Raw genomic sequence first — 24,739 nt, 5'->3', positions numbered from 1 at the left:
TCTGGCGGCGAGGGCTGCGGGCCCACGACAGCCTGGCGCGCATCCGCTTCGCCGGGCTCATGCCCACTGAAGCCTCACTCGGGGGCTGATTGGGTGGCTGCAAACATCGCCGCCGTTGTTCTCGCATGGCGCGGATGGGGGCTGGGCGGGATTGGGTGCTGCCCTCATCCGGCGCCATCGCTCACACCGTTGGCACTGTGCCGCCATCGATGACGTACTCCGTGCCGGTGATGGAGCCCGCCCTCGGGGACACGACGAACGCGATGAGGTCGGCGACCTCGCGGGGCTTGGCCGGGCGGCCGAGCGGGATTCCACCTAGCGACTCCATGATGATCTGCTTGCCACCCTCATAATCGGTCCCGGCCTGCGCGGCGAGGCGCTCGGCCAGATGCACCGAGGCTTCGGTTTCCACCCAGCCCGGCGAGACGCGGACCACCCGCACGCCCTTGGGCGCCACCTCTTTTGACAGCGACTTGCTGTAGGTCGACAGTGCTGCCTTCGCTGCGGCATACGCCGTCGTTGATTCCGGCAGGGGCAGCTCGCGCTGGATGGACGTGACGTGCACGATAACGCCCGCCCTTTGTGCCAGCATCGACGGCAAGAGCGCTCGGTCGAGCCGAACCGCGGGCATCAGGTTCAGATTGAGCTCCTTCTGCCACTCGTCCTCGCCGAGCGCCGCGAAGCCACCTCCGGGAGCACTCGAGCCGCCGAGCACATTGACCAGGATGTCGATACCGCCGAGGTGCGCGAGCGCGTCGCGCGCTACCTGCGCGCAGCCTTCGACGGTCGTGACGTCGGCTGCGATGTAGTGGACACCAGCCGTGTCGCTGGGCACGGTACGTGCGGTTGCGACAACCTTGACGCCGGCCTCGACGAGGGCCGCGACGACCGCCGCGCCGACCCCCTTCGTGCCTCCTGTGACAAGCGCGCGCCGGTTCTTCAGTTCGAGGTCGAAACTCATGGTGCAATCTCCAGTCGAGAGATGAGCCCACCTGCGAGGGTGAAGCGGAAGCGGAGCTCGATGGGGCTGCCTGGGAAGTTGCCCGCCACTTTCGCACGCACCGTGGCGCGAGGTCCGTCGGACTCCGCCGCGAGCAACTCCGTCGTGAGCTTGTACTTGCCGTTCGCGGCAGCGTTCCACGCTTCGATGGCAGCGCGCCCGCGGTGCTCGTGGCGCTCATCCACGACGAGAGCATCTTCGGTGAAACACCGTGCCACGGCCGCGGGGCTGGTCGTCTCGTGTGCGAAGTATCCAGCGACTGGGGCGGGCAGGCGAGGGGACAGGTTGGGCGTCGTTTGCATCCTCAACCATGTAATGAGTACGGTGCTGTTCCACAAGAACACACGAAAAAGTGGGGTACATACTTTTGGGTAAGCATGAGCACCATACGCCAGTGACGGCGGCCAGCGGAATCGAGGATGCCATCCAGATGCTGGAAGGCCGGTGGAAGCTGGTCATCCTCTTCCACCTGTTCGGTGAGAAGAAGCTGCGGTTCTCCGAACTGGAGCGCTCAATTCCAGCCATCTCGCAGAAGATGCTCATCCAGCAGCTTCGGCAGCTGGAGCAGGACGGCATCGTCGCGCGCATCGTTCACGCGCAGGTGCCGCCCAAAGTCGAGTACCACCTGACCGAGTGGGGGCAGTCGCTCTGTCCGGCACTCGACGAGCTCCTGACATGGGCGGAGAAGCGGCCAACGCCGAAGCGCCAGCGACGGCCGGAAAGGGCGTGACGTCTGGCTCGGTCGCAATCGTCCTGAATCCGCTCGGGGTGGGGCGCCCGTGCCGGTGCCGCACGACTTCCCGAGGAATCCCGATGAGGCAAAGTAGAGGATGGAGAGGAGCCCTGTTGAGGGCGGCGGGCTGGTGAAGCGGGGCCAAGAAGGGCCGCTGGAAGGTGACATGCGGGCCGTGCGCCGGGGCGGAGCAGCGGCTGTGCGGCCCCTCGGGGCACATGCCGGCCCAAGCGGCCCATCCCGGCGGCAGGCCGCAGGGGCGTGGGCTTCCAGGTGACTGTGGGTGCTTGGGCTCAACCCCACGCGCTCTGGGGTGGACGCTGTGCCGGGGCCAGCATCGCAGGCCGCGAGGGCAATGCCAGGTGCTCCAGAATGGCGCGTCCCCCAGCGGAGGCCGTCAGGTATGCCAGCCCCTGCTGCGGCCACCACACCGAGAGCAGGCGAAGCCATCCAGCGCGAACGTCCGGCCCAGCAGTCCCGCCCAATCCAGTCGCGGCGTGCGCTCCATCGTCGACTCCACCGTCGCAGCCTGGGCCGGGCTCTCCTCCAGCCCCGGCTCCGCCCCCGCCTGAGGGAGTGCTCGCGGCATTAGACGGCGACGTGTTGCGCACAGCCCAGGATGTCCGCGCAGAGAAACGTCGGGGCGCCACCAGCGTCCGAGCGCTGGTCACCGCTGCCAGTTATCGCAGCACCAACACAAGGAGAAAGTGATGCGCTACTACCTGGACGCCGAATTCAATGGTTTCGGCGGCGAGTTGATGTCCCTCGCTCTCGTGCCGGCCGACCCCGCTCAGGAGTCGTTCTATGTCGCGGTCGAATGGGTGGGACCGACCGACCCATGGGTGGAGCAGCACGTCGTCCCCCACCTTGGCAGCGAGGTCATGCCGCGCGAGCTTGCGTCGCTGAAGCTGGCGAGGTTCATGCGGGAGCGGGTGGTGGGGCATATGGTCGTCGTCGCGGATTGGCCGACGGACTTCGAGCACCTCCTGAAGTTGCTCGTCTCCGGCCCGGGGCGCATGCAGCCGGTGCCAGACTTCGACATGAAGTTCCAACGCCTGCCAGGCTTCAACACGGCGAGCACCAGCCGGGTGCCGCACAACGCGCTGGCGGACGCCCAGGCGCTCCGCGACTTCTGCGAGGCCAGCCGTCTGTGACACCTACCAGGACTGCTTCAACGAGGTGGCCGGCGCAAACTTGCGCGAGGCTCTGGGAGGCAAGACGGAGCTCCAGGGCGACGGGAAGGTGGTGAAGCCGGCTGGATGGGGGCCACCGAATGTAGGCCGAGTGCTGGAGATACTGTCCAGCGACCCCGACCCCGGCGGTAGGGAAGGGGGGCGGCTCGCGACGTGTGCAGTGAAGTCGCTCACCGCCGAGCAGCAGGAGCGATGCCTCCAATGGGAGGGCTAGGGCTGGCCCTGAGCTCGTGTTCGAGATTCGACTCGGCGTGCCGGTTATCTGGCACGTTGGGGCAGGGGCTCAATCGAAGTTGCTGCCTGGCACCAGGCATGCGCAACGCGGGTTGTGCGCCGACATGAACTGAGCGATGTCGAGTGGGGCCGCATCAAGCCCTTGCTGGGCTCCAGGAGCGGCCAGCGCTCAATGCGAGGGGACCATGACTTCATCAATGCAGTGGTGTGGCGCGTGAAGACCGGGGGGCAGTGGCGGAACTTGCCCGAGCGGCTCGGTCACTGGAAGACGGTCTACAATCGGTTCCATCGCTCGACGAAGACAGGACGCGGGGAAGCCATCTTCAAGGCGCTGCGGCTCGATGTGGATGAGCTTGGTGCCCTTGCTGACGCATCGGTCGTCCGGGCGCATCAGGACGCTGCGGAAAGACGGCGACCAGCTACCTCGCCGTCCTGCGCGTTGCATCCATGCTTCTTTGGCTGCGCTAATCAGAGACAGCCCCTAGCGTGTCTTTGAACTTCCGCAGAGCGCTTGAAGCCCCAGTCTGGTGATGAGGTACGGGCCGCCCTTCACCGAGGAGATGAGCTTTCGCCGCTTCAACTGCTGGAAGACCTCCAGCGTGCAGAGCGACAACTGCCAGCCCTCCGGCGTGACACACGCCACATGGGTCAACTTCCCGTTCTCATCCTTGTGCTTCAGAATACGCCCGCCCTGAGCCAGCACGTTCAGGACGCGCAGCTCCTTGCGTGAGACGTTCACGGAGGAATCCTACCAATTTGATGCGGGAGAGGGGCACACGACGCCCCCTTCGGCTGTCTCAACAGCCGATATCCGCCCAGTGTGTGGGCGGGGCCTCAGGGTGATCTAGGCCTCCTGCGCATCAACCTCGAACGTCAGCGGTTTGCCTTGTGGTAACGAGGGAACCGCGGGTTGTCAAGTGACAGGGCCCGCGTCCCTGGCGAGTACTTCAGTTGACGCACGGGAGGTTGCAAGACCTGCGGGTGAGGACCGTCCCGACACCACCGCACCGCCCGACGCCAAGGACGAATACCCTTAAACAACTCCTCGAGCAGGCTCCGCTCTCCCACTGCTTTGTCCTGGGGGGGAATGCACCGCAGTGGTGCGAACAAGGCGCACACTGGGGCGCATCAATTTCAGCCACTTGGCGAACGCGCTGCCAATGCAGGTAGAGCAGCGCCAGACCGTCCAGCTCCTTCAAAGCCTGCTCAAAATCCCCGACATATGTATCACATGCCCTCATTGCTGTCCGCCCCCGGACTTCAGATCCATCGACTTTGTGACCAACCCTGTCCTTCCCAGCGGAGGCGCCACAAGTGGGGGTCCATCGGGGGGCAATCCGTTCCAGCAGATTCAGATCAACGCCGGGCCCGCATCGCATCCCGACGACACGATTGAGCATGTAATAACCCACGAGCTTGGCCAGGTAATCGGGCTCCGCCACTCGGACGATTGCAACCGGGCCATCTCCTGCGGAGGCTCCTCGGGCAACGAAGGCCCAGCAGGAATGGACGCCAATCATATTCCTGGGATGCCAACCACGGCCACAACGGGTGGCTCGCTCATGAACTCCTGCTTCTCCGCGGGGACGACCGGCGAGTTCACTTCGAGCGACATCACGGCCCTGACCACACGAGGGGGCCTCCGGGAGTGAACCGCATGAGAAAGAAGTCGCCGTCGTAGCTGCCGTCTCCGCTGAAGGCGGTGGTGATGGTTCCACCCAGATACAAGGTCCCGTCGTCATCCACCGCCAGCCCGGGTGCCTCACTGCCTTTCACGTCAGGAAAGAGATGGCTCCAGCGGGGCGTACCATCGGCGGAAAACCGGGCGATGAAGGCCGTGTCCAGAGGCGAGGCGAGCGGGCCCTGCCTGAAATCCACGACGCCGTTGTAGCCCCCACGATGGTGATGTCGCCGGAGCAACTGGCGACAATCTGATAGGACTGGAAGAAGCCCTGGCCAGCGATGTCGACTCCACCGCCGCAGCCTGGGCCGGGCTCTCCTCCTCCAGCCCCGGCTCCGCCCCCGCTTGAGGGCGCAGAAATGGCCGCACTTTCGCGCCTGGAGCGCTTTCGGCCGCCAGGTTCTCCGCTGGGCGATGGACTCGTCGGGCTCTACGATGGGGTTCCCGAGTTGGCGCGAGCCCCTGACCCGAGCGCGCCTGAACGCTGGGGCTTCGGTCCAGAGGGGAGCGCGCGGCCTCTCCTCGAACTCGTGGCGAAGCTCGCGAACTGCCGAGACGAGGTCACCGGCGTGGTCATCGGAGGTGCCGGAGCGATGTGGCTCTCACCCGAGGACTGGCTGCACCGCGTCGGCGACATCTGGGCCCCCAACAACATCCCAGTCGAGGCCTTCCTCGATGTGGCCTACGGCCCCGAGGAGGACGGCGTCCGGCGACTTCGCAGCTTCGGAATGCGGGTGGCAAAGGAGAAACACACGCTGCGCGTTGCGGACCTCACCCTCATCGACTCGTAATGCCAGTGCCTCCATCCAAGGACCGGGATTTGGGCATGCCCCCGGACTGGCGGAGCGTCCCGGATGAGCGTGGGTGGTGTGCCATGAGGTGCGTCAAGGCCACTTGCGGCAGTGCGTCAATGCGGGTGAGCGAGGCGCGCGGAGGGCATCGTCAGCTCGGCCCGTACTTCGAGGCGACAGCTCTCCTGACACAGGAGGCTGACGCGCCCTCCCGCGACCACTTCCCATCATTTTGCCGGTCCGAAACGAAGTCGGTCCCCCTCAACCACGGTGCTCTGCAACACCTGGGCACACCCACGCCCCCCGGCGCTGGTACTCGTCGAGGAGCGCGACAGCCCGTCCGCCGTCAGTCGCCGCGGTACGCGGTGTCGATGATGCCGACGCCCGCCGTGCCCTCCACGCGCAGCTCGACCCTCGTGCCCTGGGTGGCGGCCTGGGTGGCGCGCTCGAACAGGCTCAGGCGCTCGGCCTCGCTGTACTGGTGGCCGGCGGACGAGGCGCCCGAGCCCAGGTAGTAGTATTGGCCGAGGGAACTCCCTGTGCAGTTCGCCCCGGCGTTCACCTGCACGACCACGTAACCCTGGCCGAAGAGGACGTTGGGTTGCTTGGTGTACGTCGCCTCGCAGATGTAGCCATTCACGTAGATGGGGGCCGCCAGTGCCGTGCTGGCAAACCCGACCGACATCATCACCGCCGAAACAACGATGGAAGCTCGCTTCATGGTGTTGTCCCCTGATGCTGTTGGTTGAGGTTGAAGCCTCCGCGCCCAGGATGGGCGTAGGGCTCCGGAAACCGTCTCTGCATTTCCACGCGAAGTAACGCGCGAAACGGTATTTCCCCCTCACCTCCTGTTCGCGTTCGAGGGTGGGAAGAGGTGTAGTGGGAGTAGCCCAGTTCCGTGGCGCTCCCGCACTTTGTGTGGTTCCCCTCAGGAGCGTAGGCAGACGCGCCAAGCTGCCAATCGAGCTGTTTGGGCAGGGAGATCTGGATTCAAGACCATCGTCGATAGACAGCGTATCGGTCTTCCCTCGGGAAGAGCGGCGGAGCGGTCGTCCCCGTGTCCTTTGGGGCCGCGACGCGCACCACACAAAGTGCGGGAGAGCCGGCTCCGTGGACAGCGTGGTTATGCTGCCGGTGCTACCGGTGAGGCGAGCCGCTCATACTCCGCTGGGCTCACGTAGCTCAGCGTGGACTGGCGGCGCTGACGATTGTAGGCGTCTGCCTACTCCTCCGAGGGGAACCACACGTGGTGCAGGAGCGCCACGGAACTGGGACAGGCTCATCACCCCCGCCCAGGCCAATACCTGGGGCTGGCACCTCAACTGGCAGGCCCGGTAGCCGCACGTCCAGAAGCGGTGCGCCTTTCGTTCGCGAACGAAACGTCGAACGGCTACGGGCGCACCGGCTTCAGTCAGTAGCGCGTGGTGCTCTCGTGAGAGCGCGCCATGTGCGATGGGGCGGACCTGGCCTCCGCTTTCGAGTGCCGCGTCGGGGGCGACCGGGCCCACTGCACCGCGAGGCCGCAACGCTCGAACCCGGCTTCGGGCTACGGGAGAGTGCTGCGACTGGCATGGGGTGCTGGTGGCACTCGGTATGGTGCTCGAGGGCTGCTGCCCCATGCGGACCGAGGCAGTCAGCGCGGCTGTGAGGACTCCCAGCGAGCGCCGGCAGATCGAGGCAGCCGGTGCAGCATGGGCCGCAAGGCAATTACTGGGACGACGCCGTCGTCAGGAGCTCCTTCTTCACGCTGAAGACAGAGCCGGTTCACCGGATGGACTTCCTTACGCGCGCTGCTGCGAGGCCCGCCTTGCTCGAATCGTGAGCCAGCAGGGCGACCCATGGCAGGAATTTGGAGTTGAGTGTTGGCCATTGGACTCGGATGGACCATCGCACCACTGCCAGGTCCCGGCGGTGGGGTGACGGGCTCGCTGCCTTCAGTTGATGTGTGTTAGTGGTTTGTCCGGAATTGCCTGAAAGTCATTCCTCGTCGAAACTGGAGCCTGAACATGCATTCAACGATGCGTCTTGAGTTCGCCCGGCTTCGCTGGGCCTGTCTGGCGTTTCTGTCATGTCTTTTCTGCGGCCCAGCCCTGGCGGCGGGCGGGCTTCAGGGGACGGATGCGCTATCGCTGTCCTCGACCTACAACCGGGTCGCCACGGGCTTGAGCCATTCCCTGGCCATTCGTCCGGATGGCACGGTGTGGGCGGTGGGGGGGAACAGCCAGGGTGAGCTCGGGGATGGCACCGTCTTCACCCGCGTGACTCCGGTCCAGGTGTTGGGGCTGAGCGGCATGTTGTCGGTTTCGGCGGGCCGGAGCTTTTCCCTGGCCCTACGCGCGGATGGTACGGTCTGGGCCTGGGGCAACAACAGCCACGGTCAGCTCGGGACGGGAGACACGACGTCCCGCCGGGTGCCGGTCCAGGTGCCGGGATTGGAGAGCATCGTGTCCGTCGCCGCGGGAGACAGTCATTCGCTGGCGGTGCGCTCGGACGGCACGGTGTGGACCTGGGGCTCCAATAGTCACGGCAACCTGGGCATTGGGAGCACGACGTCCCGTTCAACGCCGGTCCAGGTGCCGGGCATCACGAATGCGCTCCTGGGGGTTGTGGGCGGCCAGCACTCCATCGTGCTGCGCGCGAATGGGACGCTCCTGGCCTGGGGCAGGAATCACGTCGGCCAGCTCGGGGACAACACCCAGGTGGACCGCTTCTCCCCCGGCTCCGTCTTGGGAATGACAGGGGTCGTGTCCGTCGCCGCAGGAGACGACCATTCGCTGGCGGTGCGCTCGGATGGGCTCGTGTGGGCCTGGGGGAGCAACGGTAATGGCCGGCTGGGAATCGGCACCTGGACGCCGACCTTCAGCGCCGTGCCGGTGCAGGTGCCCGGGCTGGACAGCGCCGTGGCGGTGACAGCGGGCTCGTGGCATTCGATGGCGGTGCGCTCGGATGGAACGCTGTGGGCCTGGGGCTACAACCTGTATGGGCAGTTGGGTGATGACAGTCAGACGACCCGGTTTTCGCCAGTCGCGGTCCAGGGGCTGACAGGCGTGGTGTCGGCGGCCGCGGGGAGCGGCCGTTCGATGGCGGTGCGCTCGGACGGGTCGCTGTGGGCCTGGGGGGACGGAGGAACCGGTGCTCGGGGCGACGGCACGGAAATCACCCGCCCGGTGCCCACGCCCGCCACGCGGCTCAATGGGGTGACCCGGGTGGCCGCGGGTGACGCCCACGCGCTGGCGGTGCGCTCCGATGGCAGCGTCTGGGCCTGGGGTGACAACCGCTCCGGCCAGTTGGGGGATGGCACCCGCTCCATTCGCAGCGTGCCGGTTGCCGTGTCGGGGCTCACGGGAGTGAGGGCGGTGGCGGCAGCCAGCAGTTATTCGGTGGCGGTCCGCTCGGATGGCACGGTGTGGACGTGGGGCTCGAATACCTATGGGCAGTTGGGGGATTCCACCCCGGACGGACGGGACGTCCCGGGGCAGGTCTTCGGCCTGGGCAATGTGATGGCGGTGGCGGCGGGCAACTTCCACGCGCTCGCGCTCCGCTCGGACGGCACCGTGTGGGCCTGGGGCTACAATGCTCATGGCAGCGTCGGGGATGGGACAACCACGACGCGCTTCGCGCCGGTGCTGGTGCCGGGCGTGTCCAAGGTGGTCGCGGTGGCGGCGGGGATGTACCACTCCCTGGCCTTGCGCTCGGACGGCACGGTGTGGGCATGGGGAAGCAACTTCTCTGGAGAGCTGGGTGATGGCTCGGGCGCGAACCGGCTGACGCCGGTGCAGGTGTCGGGGCTGACGAATGTGCAGTCCATCAGCGCCCGGAGCTTCTCGTCCATGGCGGTGCGCTCGGGAGGCACGCTCTGGGGCTGGGGGGACAACGAGTATGGGCAGCTCGCGGACGGCACGCAGCTCGACCGTCGGGTCCCCACGCAGGTCCCTGGTTGGAGCGGGGGCGGCGTCGCGTCACCGGGCCGCTATCACGGGCTGGCGGCCCGCTCGGATGGAGGGGTGTTCGCGTGGGGACTCAACGGCTACGGTGAGCTGGGCACCGCCGCGCCGATGGATGCAATTTCGCTGGCCCCGGTCCCTGTCATGGCGGCTGACGGCACCTCCGTCTTCACCGCGACGTCCGTGGCCGCGAGCGAGACCTTCTCCCTGGCAGTGCGCACGGACGGAACGGTCTGGGCGTGGGGCTGGAACTCCCATGGACAGCTCGGCAGCGGTCGTCCCGTGTTCGCCACGGTCCCGCTGCGCTCGCTGCTCTACTGAGGCAGCCGATATGGGGACCTCTGCAGGGGGCCTCCACGGCCGCTCGCGGTGACGTGTCCCGGTCCAGCGCCGCCGGCCCACGACCGCATGTGCCGAGTCCCCATCGGTGAGGGCGCTCGGGGACGCACAACGGCACGTCGAAGATGGCACCAGCACGAGAAGCCATTTGCCCCGCCAGCTCTGGACGCGGCCCGGCCAACCGCTCAACGCACTGTTTCGGCAGGCGTGCAGCACGCACCAACATCTCACGGGGGCTTCCAGGGGAGGCTCATGGGGAATGACATCGAGATGGGAGCACCGCTGCTTGAGTGGTGTTCGACGAGCGGGAGCGTTTGCCCGACGGCGGTTGATGCGGTGCGGCGTGCGGATGATGCCGACGGCGCTCCGGGGCAACGCGGCCTCGACGTGGAAGCCAGACACCTTGAGCAAGCGTCCGTCCGTGCGCTCATGGAATGCCTCTCAGGCGGCTCACGGCGAAGGCGGTGGGATTCGTGGTTTTTAATATAATCATTGATTTTGTGCTTTGGGTGTCGGCGCCGTGATGACGCCATTCTCCGAATGCGATAGGTGTGATGATGAAGCGGTGGGCAGCCCTGACAGGTGCGGTTCTCGCGGTGATGGTGGCGTCCGGCGCGGCGTGGGCTCGCGTGGAGCAGCCCGCGCCGTTGCCGGCGGCGATGGCGCAGGAGCAGTTGCGTGTCGTGACGGCCAACCTTGATTTTCACCGGGCCGAGGCGGCTCGCAGGGATTGGAACACGATTGGCCCCGAGGCGGACATCGTGTTCTTGCAGGAGGTGAAGTACGTCCGGATGCGCGACATCCTTGGAGACGGATGGGCGGTTCGTCAGGACACCTCGTCGGAGGACCGGCAGGGGAGCGCGGTCATCATCCGCAAGTCCGCGGTGAAGCGAATCGGCGAGCTGCAGCTGGTGAAAGGGGTGGACGCCAGTCCCTGCCCGGATGGCGTCATCATGACCCGGTGGATAGCCAGGGTGGACGTGCAACTCCATAACAACCGTTGGGTTCGTCTCGCGTCGCTGCACATGCCACCCCCACGCTGCCAGACGGGCCCGGGCAGCCCCTACGCCCGGATGGCGGACAGTGTGGTGGCATTCGCAAACCGCAGTGACCCGCTGCTCGTTCTGGGCGGGGATTGGAACAAGGTGGTGGACAGCGACCCGAATGATATTGGCGCACGCACGGGCTTGAAGCCGCGTGGTCCGGACACCGGGCTGCGCATCGATGGCTTATACGTGTCCCAGGCCATCAGCACCCGGGGGCTCCAGTTCCTCCCGCGGACCGGTGACAACTCACATCGTCCGGTGAAGATGAACATCACCGTTCCGGCGCCGTAGTCGCATTCACAAGGCTCGCGTCAGCGCTCTACGATGTCGTCCGCCTGCACGGAGTCGGAGGCTGCGACGTTGGACTCCGCGGCCCAGCTCCGGCCGCTGACGCCACAGCCGCGGCCGGTAGGGCGCGCAGCAGGTGCCCTTGCGAGTTGAGGACACCTGCGGCCCACATGCTCGAAGTGTGAGAGGGATGCTGCCGGGACAAGCCCTGCGTCCGTGGCGCTGTGTGCGCGACAGGCTACAGTGCTTACATGTCCCGTGAAGAGAACGCGCGCTATCTCGAGTCAGTTCGTCAGAGTAGTACTGGCTTACCCTGGAAACGCTGGATGAAGCTATGGCCGTTCTTGATCGCCGCGTACGCCATCTTCTATTTCATGTTCAGTGGTAGGAAGCCGCCGGGGCCGCCCTCCTCGGAGGCGCTCGGTCGCGCCGGTTCGCAGGTGGGCTCCGTCTTGCTGTTCGGCGTCTTGCTCCTGGCGGGGCTCATGGCCTTTGCCTTCTGGAAGGCCCGGTCGGCGCGTCGTAGGTCCACCGTGGCTTTTCTGCATCCTGACCCAAGCGCGCTACTCGCTGTCTACCAACAGGTTCTCGCGCCGAGCAACCGGTTGCCGGATGGCGCCTATTACCTCGCGAACTCGCGTGCCCTGGCCTATGCCTTCTACGGTGACGCCGCCTCAGCGCGCCGGGAGCTGTCGAGCGTCGACTGGGCGGGGCGTCCCCCCATCGTCCGAGCGATGGAACGCGCGAGCGAGGGGACCATCCTGATGCTGTGCGAGAACGCGCCCGCGCAGGGGCTCGCGCTGGCGAAGGAAGCCCTCTCCATGATTGACCTTCCCAGCTCGGTCATCGGTTCGGTGCAGGGCCGCGCTTCTTTCGAGGTTTGTGTGAGCATTGGAGAGGTGCTCACCGGCACGGCGAACCCTGCCTCACTCCAGGTGCTGGAGCAGCATCACGAGAAGACCCCACTGGCCATGGTCCGTCTGCTGAGTGCCTGGGGGCTCCGCGTTGCCTATACGCGTGCAGGTGACACGGCGCGTGCCGAGGCAATGCGCGAAGTGCTCCAGCGAGAGGCGCCACACTGCGCTCCGCTTCATCGAATCCCCGGGTAATCGTAATCCCCCGGACCGTTGCCCGTACTCGCGTCCAGGGACGCACTGCCCCGCTTGGTCGCGCGCATGAAGGGTCAGCCTACCACTCCAAGGCCGGCGCGGCGATTCCCTCCTGGCGCGATGGCCTTGCGCTCAAGCAGTAGGGCAGGGAACGCAGGTGCCATCACGCTGGCTGTCATTGACAACCCGAAAGCCTTCAGGTTCCCCGGGCGCCAGGAATGAAGTCCGCGCCCGCCGGGCTCCCCGGCCGGGGCAGGTCTGCACCGGCGCTGGCGGCATGGCCCGGCCTCCACGGATGCGGAGGGCCACCCCCATCCTGCTACGTACCAGACCCTTCGTGACCTCGGGGTGACCTGGTGAACGTAATGGGCCCATTGGAAAAGTCGATACGTTGCCGGAACTCCGAGTCATATGGGGGACGTGTCTTCGGCATCGTGGGGTCCTTTTCGCACAGCGAGTGGGACTCCGCGAGAACAGGCCAACTTCAATCTTCTCATGGGCCTCAACGGGAAGCCGAAGGAGAATGCCAGGCATGCCACGCCCCGAAGACATCATGCGTCATCACGATGCCAACCCAGACGAGGACCCCTGGGTCAAAGGAAAACCCGCGCCGGAGAAGGTTGAAGTCGTTCCCTATGACGCCGGATGGCCGGCGCGCTACGCGGAGCTCGCCGTGGCCATCCGGGGGGTGATGGGCGCATCGGCCATGCAGGTCGAGCACGTCGGCTCGACCGCCGTGCCGGGTCTTCCCGCCAAGCCCGTCATCGACATCGACCTCGTCGTCGCCGACCCCACGCGCGAGGACGACTATGTGCCTGCCCTCGAAAGCCTGGGCTACGACCTCATCGTCCGCGAGCCGTCCTGGCATCAGCACCGTTGCCTGCGGCTCGCCGCGCCGCGCGTGAACCTGCATGTGTTCGGCCCGGACTGCCCCGAGGTGATTCGCCATGCCATGTTCCGCGACTGGTTGCGTGAGCACGACGACGACCGGCAGCGCTACGCAGCGGTCAAGTACATCGCCGCCGAAGGCATGGACGATGTGATGGAGTACAACCGCCGAAAGGAGCCGGTGATCCGCGACATCTACGCGCGGGTCTTTCGAGCGGCGGGCTGGATTCGCTGAGGGATGACGCGTGCCGGTCGTCGTCAGCCCACCGGCAGCGTGACTTCGAGCCTCGCGCCCATGATGGGTCTGCTCGCGAGCAGACCTGAGCACCCATCACCTGCAAGCCCACGCTCCTGCGGTCTGCATGGGCCACTTGGGCCGGCGTGTGCCCAGCGGGGGGGGGGTAGCCCCCTGAAGAGTCGGACAGGCTCGTCCGGTGAGAAAGCGAGGCTGACGATGCTGCCGGTGCCTTCCCAGACCGCTCCAGCGCGCTTCGCCTCATCATCGCGGTCGCCCTCGAAGGCGCCGGCGTCTGGGACGACCGCGGCGACCTCGACATGTCTCTCTTGAGCTCAACCCCAGGCACTGCTGCTGCTTGATGCCTCCAAGGAGCTTTCCTCCCCGCCCTCTCCGAACCAACGATACAGGATTCGGGACTGGAGCTCGCGCACGTGGCCTTGCTGCATTCGCTCATCCACGAAGCGGTCGATACGTCCCGTCAGTTCGGAGGGGCGCGAGGATGGCACCTCCCCTCAGGAGAAGGGAGATGGGGGGCCTCTCCGTGAGGAGCCCTCACCGAGGCCCATGCTCAGAAGCAGCTCTTCTGACCGTAGATGGGCGTGTTCCTCGTGAACTCGCAGGCGCAGTTGCTCTCCATGCACTTGAACGAGGCGCTCTCCTCGCACAGCGACTCCACCTTGCGCCAGGCAACGATGGGCATGTCGCTGTAGTCCAGGTTCTGCGTGAAGAGGACGCCGTCCTTGACCGCGAAGGCATGGGTCCAGGTCCAGGGGTCGTGCGAGGTTTCAGTCTCGGTGTTGGTGCAACGGCTCGTGATGGTAATGACCAGACGGCCATTCTCCACCTTCCATGTCCCCAAATCGTTCCACCATTCCTCCTCCAGCAAGAGGATGGACTTCCCCTTGACGAGCATGGCGAACGGATAGCTGGTGCCGCGCTCCCTGCGATAGAGGCCGTCGCTCAGCGTGCCTCCCGTCAGCGGGGGAGCATCCGTCACCTCCGAGCCGTCTGAAGCCCATGTGGTGCACCAGCCCACGGTGTCACACTTGAGCGCGGAGTCCGTGCCATCTCCGTCCCCGTCCCCCTCTCCGTCCACCTCCCCCTTGCTCGTGTCACCACAGCCCACCACCAGCATGGAGAGAAGCACCAGGTACCGTGTCGCCGCCTTCATTTCGTCCTCTCAGGAGTCTTCGGGGAGCAACCATTTCCCCCGCTGACTGGAAGAGACAGGCCGCGCGACACCGTTGCATTAAATCAGCGGGCATCCTGTCGACCGTGTACGGCTCGCCCGATGGCGCGCGTCCGCTTCCGCGGTGAGCGTCCCGACTCCGCCGGCGAGGAGGGAGCGCCCCTGCCCTCGAGGCAGGGAGTGTGCGCTGCCGCCCGCTTCACCCAGCGTCACACCGCCCTTCCTTTTTGGCCGGGAGTCCCAGGCCAATGCCTCCCCAATCGTCCCCCTCAGTCGTGGACGTCAATGCGTCCCGATTGAGGCCCCCATGACCTTGAGCTGTTACCGCGCGCACCTGCCGCCTTCCTCTTCCCCTGGACACGGGCTACGAGGTGCCCGCGCCAACGCTCGGAGCTGCGCTGAGCGACGACCTCGTGGAGAAGCTGCTGATGGCCTGGGGCCAGCGGCTCGTCCGGACGGACCCGACGGGTGCGCGAGCTGTCCGCCGCCATGCCGACCCCGGCCCTCTGGGGCAGTTGTCTGTTCAATCCGCCACACCGCCGGGGCGAGATGAAGACTGAAAGACATTGGCGGATTTGAAGCGTTCGACGGGGCGCGGGTGGTTTCCAAGGATGACTGTCTTTGAACCAGGAGGCAGCATGGCTCGCACCCCGATGATGCACTTCGTCCTGGGCACGCTGCGCACCGTGCGCGGCGCGCTGGCCGCGGGAATCCCTCCCGCCGAATACGCCGCGCTCCGGCGTGAGCAGGCGCGTCTCCACCGTCGCGACTTCCTTCGCCTCACTGCGGGCACAGCGGGGGCCCTGGCGCTCACGGCCTGTGGCGGCGACCCGGACCCGTCCCAGCGCGTCGTGGTGGTGGGCGGCGGCATGGCGGGGCTGCATTGCGCCTACCGGTTGAACAAGCTCGGCGTCTCGACCTTCGTCTATGACGCGGCGAAGCGCTTCGGCGGTCGCATGTTCACCGACCGCACCACCTTCCCGGAGGGCCAACACTGCGAGCTGGGCGGCGAGCTCATCGACACCGGGCACGTCACGATGCACGACCTGGCGGCGGAGCTGGGCATCGAGTTGCTCGACTACCTGCAGGACGACACGACGCTGGCGCAGCTCGTGGCCTGGTTCGGCGGACGCACGCTCACGGACGAGGAGCTCCTCCGCGGCTTCGAGCCCATCGCCCTGGCCATCGACGGTGCGCTCGGCACGATGACGGACCCGGACGCAATACCGACGTACCGCGACCCTAACGGCGCCGGGGCGCTCGACGCCCTCTCCATCCGCGCGTGGTTGGACCAGCAAGACATCCCCACGAGCAACCCGGCGCGGCAGCTCCTGGAGGTGGCCTACACGGGCGAGTTCGGCCTGGAGACGGACGTCTCCAACTCGCTCAACCTGCTCACCTTGATCTCCACGGACACGACGCGGCTGGAGCTCTTCGGCGAATCCGACGAGCGCTTCCACGCGAAGGAGGGCAATGACACCTTCACGCAGAAGCTCGCGGATGCGCTGGACGCGTCCGCCCTCCACCTGGAGCGTCGACTCACGCGGCTGGAGTCGCTGTCGGACGGGCGCTACCGGCTCTCCTTCGAGAAGGGCGGCGGCGGTACGGAGGAGGTGACGGCGGACCATGTGGTGCTCGCCTTGCCCTTCACGCTGCTTCGCGAGGTGGACCTGCGCGTGACGCTGCCGGACGTGAAGCGGCGGGCCATCGCGGAGCTGGGCTACGGCACCAACTCGAAGCTGATGGTGGGCTTCTCCTCGCGGCCGTGGCGCACACAGTACCGCTCGGACGGGAGCACGTACACGGACGTGGGCTACATGCAGACGTGGGAGACGAGCCGCCTGCAGCCCGGGCAGAGCGGCATCATCACCAACTTCGTCGGTGGCCAGAAGGGCTTCGACATCGGCAATGGCACACCCGAGCAGCAGGCCGCCGACTTCATCGAGGGCTTCAACCGCGTCTTCCCGGGCGTGAATACGGCGTCCAACGGAAGGGTGTCGCGGATGGTGTGGCCCACCTATCCGCTCACGAAGGGCAGCTACGCGGCCTACAAGGTCGGGCAGTACACGACGGTGGCGGGCTCGGAGATCGAGCGCGTGGGCAACCTGCACTTCTGCGGCGAGCACACCAGCCTGGACGCGCAGGGCTACATGGAGGGCGCTGCCCTCACCGGCGCCATGGCCGCCGCCGAGGTGGCCGCCGACCTGGGCGTGCGCACCGAGGAGCGATTGGGGCCCGGCGCGCGCATCCTGGAGCGGGCACGGCTCGCGCAACAGCATGGGCGCTGGCTGGACGCCGTCCGCCTCCAAAGGCGCCAGCGCCGCGCGGGATGAGGCGCGGGCTCAGGCCTGGAAAAGGCCCTGGTGGCCCTGGAGCCACACCATGCGAGTCCGAGACGCCGGATGAACTGGTGCAGCGCGAGGGGCCGACGGCGGAGGTGGTGCGGGGCTCGGCGGCGCTGCACGACGTCAACCGCGAGCTCCCAGCCAGCTCCAGGGTCTGCTCTGCGCGTGATACAGGATTCGAGCTTGTGGCCTTGGGCCCCGGAGGTCGATGTCTTGCGTCGGCTTCCGGAGCTTCCACGTGGATGTCATTGAAGACGCTTGGGCATCACCCGCCTCGGTGCCCAGGTTGACTCCACTGCGTGCCTCTGCGTTGTCGCCGTACGCTCGTACCCAGCGCCCTTCCATCACATCGGGGGCATGGAGCCGTGGACTTCCACGGAGTCCATGCCCCCGAGAAGGAACGGCCTCACACGGAAGTCGTCAGAGCACGCAGGCAGCGGTGCAGGCCGTATACGTGTTGACGCAGTAGGTGACGCAGTATGTATTTGCTCCGCTGTCGAGACAGGGCGGCAGGCACGACTGCAGCTCGAGCAGACATTGCGTCAAACAGGGTACCGTGGAGGCAGCGTTGACGTCGTTGACGTCGTTGACCTCGGGGATGTCGGCCTCGGTGTCCGGTTTTGGTTCCTCGCCTGCCTCCATGGGCCCGCAGGCCACGCCCGTCAGCAGCACTGCAACTCCCGCCAGCCATTTCATCCGGTTCATCATGGTGATGCCTCCGTCTGGTGTTGCTTGGACATCATCCAGTGGCATGCGAGGAGATACCGGACTCCAGTCGCGGGGAGCGTCCACCGCAAGCTAGATACCTTGTCCGCGAGGGCGAGCACTCAGTGCACATCATGCTCTGGTGCGGCTCTCGTGCCGGGGTCCGCTTCGGAGGTCGCGAGGGCAATTCCAGGTGTTCCAGAATGGCGCTCACTGCGCGGGGGGCCTACAGGTACGCCAGCGCCCTCCTGCGGCCTCCACACCGAGAGCAGGCGGAGCCATCCGGTGCGAACGTCCGGAGCAGCAGCCCCGCCAGCGGCGCGAGGCAGCGCGCGGCCTCCGGGACTACTTGGGCCAGAAGCGCGTGCTGTGGACTCCCTTGAGGGCGGCGAGGCGCTTCTTGGTCTTCGCGTCGTAGAAGCGGGCGGACCGAGCCGCGGCGACGAGCAGCAGGCGCCCGCGCAACCGCAGCGCCACGGTCGACGTGGGCGCTAGCGCGAGCTGCTCTGGCTCCACCAGCTTGCCGTTCATCTCCCAGCGCAGCGGGAGCATGAGTGAGGGGAACTCACCCACCGCCTTCCAGGCGTAGAGCGGGCCCGCTGCGCCTCCATGGACACCCACATGCCGTAGGCGGTGTGGCCGAGCTCCGGCACCACCGCGTTCACCGGGCTGCGTCCTTGTTGCCCTTTCCAGCTCGGACTCCGCGAGCCGGTCCGGGTCCGGCGTGGAGATGGAGGACGTCAGGCGGCTCGCCGTCGCGAGGGCGTTCGTCCCCGTGGCCGTGGCGCCGCCCATTTCATGGAAGCTGACTACCGTTGTCTCCAGGTGCCTCCACTGGCCCGCTTCATGGCGATACGCGTGGGCCAAGGCCGGGATGCCATCAGCGGCGGGAATGAGGTAGCGCTTGCTTGCGGCCGACGCGGACGCCTTCGGTGGCGAACTCCGCGTGGATGCGAGGTCCCCGTACGTCTCGCGACTTTTGGAATGGATGGCGAGAATTCGCTCGCTCAGCTGGGCGTCGTCGGCCATGGCTCGCTTCGAGGGCGGCCGCGTACGCCAGGCACGGTAGCCGCTCTGACGAGACACCCAGCACGCGGCAGCGGGTGGAAACGGCATGAACGGTCTGGTTCGCCCCCACGAGTCGGTACGCCGCCTGGGCGTCGCCGCGGCCTCCTGAGCGAACCAGGCCGCGGCTCTTTTGGGATGCCGCGTTCCTCCCGCAGAGTGCGTACCTTGCACTTCAGCTTCTCCAACTCGGCCTTCTCGTCCGCGCCGGAGCCGGGCTTGTGAGCGCTGCTGGGAGCACCACCCGTCTGCTTGCTCCAGTTGCGGATACTCTGCTCGGTACAGTCGAGCTCGGCCGCCAGACTCTTCGCGGACCGACCAGCCCGGTGCAGCTTAGCAATGCGTTGCCGGAACTCCGGGTCGTAGGAGGATGTGTCTTCGGCATCGTGGGGGCCTTTACGCACAGCGGATGGGACTGTTCGAAAACGAGGCAAATTCACCTGGAGCATCTGCAGCAGCGGTTGATCCGGGCCGTGGCTTGCGTGGGCGCAGCGTGTGAGCCACGGCCCGGCCTGCGAACGTGAAGCTGGCTCCGATGTTGGCGGGTTTGACTGGATTTGCTTGTCTGGATTAGTGTTGGCGCTGCTCACTGAGTCTGAGCATTCACAACCTGGATCGAGAGGGCTGCATGCAACATTCGATTCGCTCGCTGATATGCTGCGCGCTCCTGGCCGCTGTCGCCGGAGCGGGGGCGCCAGCACACGCACGTGCCTCCTCCGAAGCGGAGGCGTCTGGTGGTGTCATCCACGAAATCAGAGAGATTTTCCGCGGCCTCATTCTGGCCGACGGGGTGGTGGCCGAGAGCATTCCCGAGCTTCGCGACAACTTCAGCCTCGCGCGCCTCGACCTGAAGAGCGAGCACCTCAAGCTGATTCAAGGTGAGTACGACGTACTCATCGAGCTCATCGACGAGCGCGATCCGGAGTTCTTCGAGAAGTTCGGGGAGCTGATCTTCTCGCGCGACGAGGAGAAGATCGCGCTGGCGCTCTATCAGGGCAACCGGGTGCTCGCGGAGGCCATTCGCATGCGGGACTGGCATGGGCTCGACATCGAGTACAAAGAGGAGGCGCTCAATGCCTGGTACGCGCAGCAGCTCTCCAGCAGTATCGAGCCGGTGCTCGGGGAGGAGGTTGCGACCATCGCGTTGACGAACCTCGGGAGCGCCGTGGGAAGGCCGCAACCGGATGATCCTGGCCCGTGGCCGCCCTGGATTGGTCCCTACATCCATGGCAATCCCCTGACCAGTGTCCTCATTCCCTATCAGGTCTCCCTTGGCGTTGATTACAGCAAGGCCGGAGGCCTGTTTCATGGCCATGAGGGCGCTCTTGTCGACGTGAGCAAGGAAATCACTGCCGGGATGATCGAATCCATCATCTCTGCAGTCGAGAAGTGGTGACGCGTCGCATGTCTTGAGAAGGCGCCGGCCACTCCCGCTCGTGTCGGAGTGGCCGGTGCGAAGTGGAGCGCCAGCGCCTGCGCGCCCTCTTCGACTACCTCAAGTCCGCCCACACCCACTTCGTGGACTTGGTGGAAGCTCTGCCGCCCATCTTCCCGGAGCAGTAGGAACTCGGCCTCCGCGAGCTGGGCGAGACATCGACGCTGCACTGATGGTCGCCCCCGTGGTGCCACGGTGGGCGACGCTCTGCACAGGGTGGCCCTGTCCTCGGGAAGTGGCACCAGCTTACACTGCAGGTGCCATGACCGCACAAATCAGCGACACCCTCATCTTCCAAGGACAAGAGTTTGTCCTCGCGGCTGAGCGCGGAGAGGGCCTCTTCGAGCCTGAGCGGCACGGCCTCTCCCCTGCGATGATTTCGACGGACTGCCATCGCGGCTACTGGTGCACCTACGAGGTCATCGCCGAGTCGCTGCGCCTCCAGCAGCTCTACATTGGGTTATCCGCCCAGGAGGCGAGCGCAGCTCAGAACGGCAAGGGGCCTTCCCTGTTCGAACAGCAACCCGTCTACTCGGAGCAGTTCCACTGCTTCGCCTACAGTACGCTGTCTGCCCACGCCCCTTTCACTGGAGGACTCCTCCTCGCTGCCGACTTCATCCGGGAGCTCTATGTGCACATGGGCTTCCACCCTGCATGGAAGTTCCGCACGGTGCACGAACTGCTCTTCGAGGGCGGAACGCTGGTGCAAACCCGGGACTGCTCATCGGAGATCGCTCGCCTCCGGGAGAAGCTTGGCAACGCCGCTCTTGGCCCACGCGACTCCCGCGACAGAAAGGAGGTGGAGCGTTGGATAGCCGAGTGCTTCACTCGCCAGTACTGGCTCTGAGCCTCTGCGTGTTGGCAGTGCCTGGAAGCGTTCCTCGACCGTGGGCGCCTGTCGTGTCACCCTTCCGGCCGCTCTCAATCCACCGCCCGCCGAGGTGCTCCCCATGCCGAAAACGATGACGCTGTCCCAGGTGATGAAGCAGCTCGAAAGCCAGGGTGACGAGAAGGTGCGCCAGCGCTACGTGCGCGACGGGGCGGGCGACAATGTCTTCGGCGTGCTGCTCGGCAAGATCCGTGGCCTCGCAGCGACGCTGGGGACGAACCACGGGCTCGGACTGGAGCTGTGGGAAACCGGCAATCACGATGCGCGCATCCTCGCGTGCATGCTGCTCGACCCCGCGGCGCTCACCGAGAAGGAGGCACGCGGGCTCCTCGAGCCACTCTCGAACCAGACCTTGGTCGACGAGCTCGTCAGTCGCGTGCTCGTTCTTGCGCCCGTCGCCCCGAGGCTCCAGAAAAAGTGGATGGACGGCCGCAAGGAGCTTCCTCGCCGTGCCGGATGGAAGCTTCTTGCCGGGCGCATCGCACGAGGACTCGAGATGGAGCTCGACGTAGGCGCGACGCTGGAGCGCATCGAGCGTGAGCTCCCGGACGCACCGTACCGGGTGAAGGAGGGCATCAACTTCTGCCTGGTCTGGATTGGCCTCCACCTGCCCGCGTACACCTCGGAGGCCATCGCCATCGGCGAGCGCCTCGGTCGCTGGGACCCGCGCCCGATTCCGAAGGGGTGTACTTCGAGCTACGCACCGGAGTGGATCGCCGCGGCGCTCGCGCTGCGGAACGGTGAGAAGACCGAAGCCCGAAAGGCGATGGAGGCGGCAGCAAAGGCGAAGGCGACGCGAGGAGAAGGGAAGCCGGCGGCCGCAAAGGCGAAAACCGCCTCGGCCAGGAAGAAGAGCGCCGCGAAGAAGTCATCCGCCGGAATGCGGGTGCGCTGACGTCGGCGGATTCAGCGGCGATTCCCGAGGCGCTGTTGTACGGGGCGGAGGGTTCCGGCGGAGAAGCTGGAGCGCAGCTTCGAGCGCCTCGGCCGGGCGCATGGCCTCTCCTGTGGTGTGCTGGGCCTGGGGGGAAGGTTGCCCGCGGTATCGAGGAGCGCCACGGCGGGCGCATCCGGGCGGAATCGCAGGGGCGCGACGGCGAAAGCAGGAGCTTCCATGCCGGCTGCCCCGAACCTCGAAGTAGGGGCCCTGGCCGGAAGCCAGGGGCCGGGTCTGCTCGGAGGCTGGATGCCTACGACTTCTCCTTGAACGTATTGGGCTGGCGTGCGTCGACGCAGACCCGCGCGTCCTCGAGTTGCTTGTCCTTCGAGTCGAGGCCCGTGAGCTTGTACCGCTTGGTTACCTCGTCAAATATCCCAATCCCGCGGCGCGGGGGCGCTCGCTCCAGCCTCCCAGAACGGCGTTTTGCTCAGCGCTTCTCGCCGGAGCAGAAGCCGTCGATACGCGCGAGGATGCGCCAAGCTGGTTCGGCAGCGCTTCCTCTGCAAGACAGGTCAGCGGTACACGCGAGCGCGTCGAGGCGACCGTGCGGTGGACGCGCTATCGTCGTGGCGATGATGAGCTCTCTCGACTTCACTTCCTGGCGTGGCCTCGCGGCGACGCTGGCCAGCCTCGTGCTGGTGTCGCTGGTCGTCGTCAGCATCCGCCTGGTGGTGATGCAGACCGTGCAGCGCCGGCGCGAACGCGAGAACCGCCAGATCAACGAGCGGCTGAAGACGCTGATCGCCGCATACAAGACGCTCGGCGGCTCATTCACCGGTGAGCTCGTCGTGGACCCGACCCACCTGCGCGACATGCGCCGTCGGCTCGCGGCTGGCGAGCCACTCGAGCAGGAACCCGACCCGGGCCTCGTGCTCGCGTCGCCGCTCGACCACCCGGCGCTCGAACGCCGTCGGCGCACGCGCGACGCGGTCGAGGCGGCGCTGTCGGACGTGATGCTGCTCGGCACCGAGGAGCAGGTGCGGCTCGCCGCGGAGGCTGCCGCGGACATGGTCGCCGGGCGCAAGGTCGGCACCGCGCGGCTGGTCGTGTCGCTGCGCGATTTCATCCGCCGGGCGCTCGACCTCGAGCCCATCCCCGATGGGCTCGCGATTCCCGACCAGGGCCCATTGCGTCCCAGCGGCGGAGGAGGGGGCAAGGGCGGCGACAAGGGTGGCGGACGAGGGGGCGGTGGTGCCGGCGGCGGAGGAGGTGCCGGCGCTGGTGGTGTTGGAATGGGCGGAGCAGTCGTCCATGCGGACCCTGACGACACCGACGGCAGCCATCGCGTTTGAACCTGGGAGAGTGCCTCCCCCTGACGCTGGCGGACCAGCGGCGCTCCAGTCGAGCTGGTAACCGACACGTATCGGCGGAATGGGAGCCCTCTTGCAGTGCGGCGGGCTGGTGCCAGGAGGAGGCGGCTGGGGCGAGCACTGCCGTGCGCCGAGGCGGTGTCAGGGCCGTGCCCGCCCTTTGCGCCCACGGATGCCCTGGTCGGCCCTGCTTGAGGAGGGGGCCGAGAGTGGTGGGGAGTGGCTGCGCCGCCTGCTTCCTGCCATGCGCGGAGCTCCTGACGAAGGTCCATCGGGATGCGGCCGAGCATGTTCTCGAACTTCCTGGCCTGGAAGGAGTGCTCGCTGGTGGGCCAGGTCCTGCCCTGCGGCCGCAGTGGGGATGGAGCGAAGTTCGAGCACCCGCCGTGGTCATTGGTGCCGCTTTAGAAGCGGATGACCTCGCTCATGGCGAACACCCCTGCGAGTGCCAGAACGGAATCAGGGGCGAGGAGCGCTCGGGCGACACAGGACGAGACCCACGTCATCCGGGAGCGCGCCGCTCGCGAGTCGAGGCATCGCTGCCAGTGCGAGCACCGCGGTATTTGCGTCGGCGAGGCTCACACGCTCCTGGATGTGGCGAAGGTCTACGTACTTGAACAGCCCGTCTGTCGCGCCGAGGAGCACACCGCCTCGCCACTCGCGCTCGAAGACGACGGGCCGCGCCAGCCCGCTGCCGAGCAGGGGCTTGCGGTGTTGATGCTCCGTCAGCGCGGTCGATTCGCCCCCCTGGAACAGCCACAGCTCCGAGTCCCCCACGCTGGCCCCCACCACTTGCCGCGTGGTGACACAGGTGACCACGGCGGTGGTTTCACCACCCTGTCCCGAGGCGACCAGCTCCGCGTCGCACCGCACCAGCACGTCGCGCCAGGTCTCCGCGCATTCCACGTCGGTCCCGGCCTCCATGGCGTCCTGGACGCCACGAAGCACGGCCTCCGCGGCCTCGGCGCCACGTCGTGAGTTCCCCGCCCCATCCGCCACCACGAGCACCGTCGCGTCACCTCGCGTCAGGGCCAGCACGCGGTCCGCCCCCGTTGTGCCCGCATGTTCCACATGCCACGCCGTGTCGAAATCGCTCATGTGCCGCGCTCCTGAAGGACCTTCTCATGCCATCGACGGCGCTGTGGCGGGTCTTCCATGCCACGCTTGGGATGGCCGGGACATCGGCTGGATGAAGGCGATGGGCCGGAAGAAGCTCGTCATGGCTGCGCTGTGGACGGAAATCTGTCTGGCACGTGGGAGCAGCGACTGCTCAACATCCCGGCGCTGCGCCAGCGGCGCTGACGCGGGGAAGGGCCGCCCGGGGCAATTTCCGAAAAAGGGCCTATCGCCCTCGGGCCCTGCCTCTTAACCCCTCCA

At 66.6% G+C, this 24,739-nt stretch carries 22 protein-coding genes and 2 pseudogenes; 15 read left to right on the top strand and 9 right to left on the bottom strand.

Annotated elements, in window-relative coordinates:
• Window positions 1-181: 181 nt before the first annotated feature.
• Both VZL07_RS07905 and VZL07_RS07900 read right to left on the bottom strand, forming a co-directional pair.
• Window positions 182-961, bottom strand: a complete 780-nt coding sequence (locus tag VZL07_RS07905; protein WP_426754747.1) for an SDR family oxidoreductase — start codon at window positions 959-961, stop codon at window positions 182-184.
• Window positions 958-1,302, bottom strand: coding sequence for a nuclear transport factor 2 family protein (locus tag VZL07_RS07900; RefSeq protein ID WP_426754746.1), 345 nt, complete (start codon window positions 1,300-1,302; stop codon window positions 958-960). Before VZL07_RS07900 ends, VZL07_RS07905 begins: the two co-directional genes overlap by 4 nt.
• 92 nt (window positions 1,303-1,394) lie before the next feature.
• Here VZL07_RS07900 and VZL07_RS07895 point away from each other — a divergent pair, with 92 nt between their 5' ends.
• The 3 genes from VZL07_RS07895 (at window position 1,395) to VZL07_RS07885 (ending at window position 3,656) form a co-directional block, all read left to right on the top strand.
• On the top strand, window positions 1,395-1,730 hold the full coding sequence (locus VZL07_RS07895) for a winged helix-turn-helix transcriptional regulator (protein WP_426754745.1): 336 nt from the start codon (window positions 1,395-1,397) through the stop codon (window positions 1,728-1,730).
• Between the two features lie 713 nt (window positions 1,731-2,443).
• Window positions 2,444-2,887, top strand: coding sequence for a hypothetical protein (locus tag VZL07_RS07890; protein ID WP_426754744.1), 444 nt, complete (start codon window positions 2,444-2,446; stop codon window positions 2,885-2,887).
• Window positions 2,888-3,254: 367 nt separating this feature from the next.
• The gene (locus VZL07_RS07885) at window positions 3,255-3,656 is read left to right on the top strand and encodes a transposase (protein WP_426754743.1); all 402 of its coding nucleotides are present in this window, start codon (window positions 3,255-3,257) and stop codon (window positions 3,654-3,656) included.
• On the opposite strand, the gene VZL07_RS07880 is transcribed toward VZL07_RS07885, so the two are convergent.
• Complete coding sequence (locus VZL07_RS07880; RefSeq protein WP_426754742.1) at window positions 3,642-3,899, bottom strand: YjhX family toxin; 258 nt, start codon at window positions 3,897-3,899, stop codon at window positions 3,642-3,644. The genes VZL07_RS07885 and VZL07_RS07880 overlap by 15 nt on opposite strands.
• 421 nt (window positions 3,900-4,320) lie before the next feature.
• Between VZL07_RS07880 and VZL07_RS07875 the strand changes: the two genes are divergently transcribed.
• Both VZL07_RS07875 and VZL07_RS07870 read left to right on the top strand, forming a co-directional pair.
• Window positions 4,321-4,812: a M57 family metalloprotease gene (locus VZL07_RS07875; protein ID WP_426757256.1), complete on the top strand. Its 492-nt coding sequence runs from the start codon at window positions 4,321-4,323 to the stop codon at window positions 4,810-4,812.
• A 388-nt stretch (window positions 4,813-5,200) separates the two neighbouring features.
• A complete protein-coding gene (locus VZL07_RS07870) occupies window positions 5,201-5,632 on the top strand; it encodes a hypothetical protein (protein ID WP_426754741.1) in 432 nt (143 codons plus the stop codon).
• 346 nt (window positions 5,633-5,978) lie between these two features.
• Here the strand turns inward: VZL07_RS07870 and VZL07_RS07865 are convergent, their stop codons facing one another.
• Entirely contained in the window at window positions 5,979-6,353 is a 375-nt protein-coding gene (locus tag VZL07_RS07865; protein WP_426754740.1) for a hypothetical protein, read from the bottom strand.
• Window positions 6,354-7,638: 1,285 nt separating this feature from the next.
• Here VZL07_RS07865 and VZL07_RS07860 point away from each other — a divergent pair.
• The 5 genes and pseudogenes from VZL07_RS07860 to VZL07_RS07840 form a co-directional block, all read left to right on the top strand.
• Window positions 7,639-9,897, top strand: a complete 2,259-nt coding sequence (locus VZL07_RS07860) for an RCC1 repeat-containing protein (protein WP_426754739.1) — start codon at window positions 7,639-7,641, stop codon at window positions 9,895-9,897.
• 572 nt (window positions 9,898-10,469) lie between these two features.
• The gene (locus VZL07_RS07855) at window positions 10,470-11,252 is read left to right on the top strand and encodes an endonuclease/exonuclease/phosphatase family protein (RefSeq protein ID WP_426754738.1); all 783 of its coding nucleotides are present in this window, start codon (window positions 10,470-10,472) and stop codon (window positions 11,250-11,252) included.
• Window positions 11,253-11,575: 323 nt separating this feature from the next.
• Complete coding sequence (locus VZL07_RS07850; RefSeq protein ID WP_426754737.1) at window positions 11,576-12,358, top strand: hypothetical protein; 783 nt, start codon at window positions 11,576-11,578, stop codon at window positions 12,356-12,358.
• 532 nt (window positions 12,359-12,890) lie between these two features.
• The gene (locus VZL07_RS07845; protein ID WP_426754736.1) at window positions 12,891-13,481 is read left to right on the top strand and encodes a GrpB family protein; all 591 of its coding nucleotides are present in this window, start codon (window positions 12,891-12,893) and stop codon (window positions 13,479-13,481) included.
• 221 nt (window positions 13,482-13,702) lie between these two features.
• Window positions 13,703-13,843, top strand: a pseudogene (locus tag VZL07_RS07840) (IS256 family transposase); the annotation flags it as partial.
• A 209-nt stretch (window positions 13,844-14,052) separates the two neighbouring features.
• Here the strand turns inward: VZL07_RS07840 and VZL07_RS07835 are convergent.
• Window positions 14,053-14,655, bottom strand: a complete 603-nt coding sequence (locus VZL07_RS07835) for a hypothetical protein (protein ID WP_426754735.1) — start codon at window positions 14,653-14,655, stop codon at window positions 14,053-14,055.
• Window positions 14,656-15,311: 656 nt separating this feature from the next.
• Between VZL07_RS07835 and VZL07_RS07830 the strand changes: the two genes are divergently transcribed.
• Window positions 15,312-17,006 (top strand): flavin monoamine oxidase family protein, encoded by a 1,695-nt coding sequence (locus VZL07_RS07830; RefSeq protein ID WP_426754734.1) that lies wholly within the window; start codon window positions 15,312-15,314, stop codon window positions 17,004-17,006.
• A gap of 432 nt (window positions 17,007-17,438) precedes the next feature.
• On the opposite strand, the gene VZL07_RS07825 is transcribed toward VZL07_RS07830, so the two are convergent.
• The 3 genes and pseudogenes from VZL07_RS07825 to VZL07_RS07815 all read right to left on the bottom strand — a co-directional run.
• Window positions 17,439-17,726 (bottom strand): hypothetical protein, encoded by a 288-nt coding sequence (locus VZL07_RS07825; RefSeq protein WP_426754733.1) that lies wholly within the window; start codon window positions 17,724-17,726, stop codon window positions 17,439-17,441.
• Window positions 17,727-18,068: 342 nt separating this feature from the next.
• Window positions 18,069-18,275, bottom strand: a complete 207-nt coding sequence (locus tag VZL07_RS07820; RefSeq protein WP_426754732.1) for a hypothetical protein — start codon at window positions 18,273-18,275, stop codon at window positions 18,069-18,071.
• Window positions 18,276-18,627: 352 nt separating this feature from the next.
• Window positions 18,628-19,173 (bottom strand): annotated as a pseudogene (locus VZL07_RS07815) (transposase); the annotation flags it as partial.
• A 243-nt stretch (window positions 19,174-19,416) separates the two neighbouring features.
• Between VZL07_RS07815 and VZL07_RS07810 the strand changes: the two are divergent.
• The 4 genes from VZL07_RS07810 (at window position 19,417) to VZL07_RS07795 (ending at window position 23,344) form a co-directional block, all read left to right on the top strand.
• Window positions 19,417-20,184: a hypothetical protein gene (locus VZL07_RS07810; protein ID WP_426754731.1), complete on the top strand. Its 768-nt coding sequence runs from the start codon at window positions 19,417-19,419 to the stop codon at window positions 20,182-20,184.
• A gap of 301 nt (window positions 20,185-20,485) precedes the next feature.
• Entirely contained in the window at window positions 20,486-21,070 is a 585-nt protein-coding gene (locus VZL07_RS07805; RefSeq protein WP_426754730.1) for a hypothetical protein, read from the top strand.
• A 133-nt stretch (window positions 21,071-21,203) separates the two neighbouring features.
• Window positions 21,204-22,007, top strand: a complete 804-nt coding sequence (locus VZL07_RS07800; RefSeq protein ID WP_426754729.1) for a DNA alkylation repair protein — start codon at window positions 21,204-21,206, stop codon at window positions 22,005-22,007.
• Window positions 22,008-22,624: 617 nt separating this feature from the next.
• A complete protein-coding gene (locus VZL07_RS07795; RefSeq protein WP_426757255.1) occupies window positions 22,625-23,344 on the top strand; it encodes a hypothetical protein in 720 nt (239 codons plus the stop codon).
• Window positions 23,345-23,821: 477 nt separating this feature from the next.
• Here VZL07_RS07795 and VZL07_RS07790 read toward each other — a convergent pair whose 3' ends face one another.
• The gene (locus VZL07_RS07790; protein WP_426754728.1) at window positions 23,822-24,460 is read right to left on the bottom strand and encodes a protein phosphatase 2C domain-containing protein; all 639 of its coding nucleotides are present in this window, start codon (window positions 24,458-24,460) and stop codon (window positions 23,822-23,824) included.
• Window positions 24,461-24,739: the final 279 nt, after the last annotated feature.

The organism is Pseudomyxococcus flavus (assembly GCF_050038885.1).
Taxonomy (GTDB): Bacteria; Myxococcota; Myxococcia; order Myxococcales; family Myxococcaceae; genus Myxococcus; species Myxococcus flavus.
The sequence above is the reverse complement of the archived record's forward strand: the minus strand, read 5'-3'. Positions and strand labels throughout refer to the sequence as shown.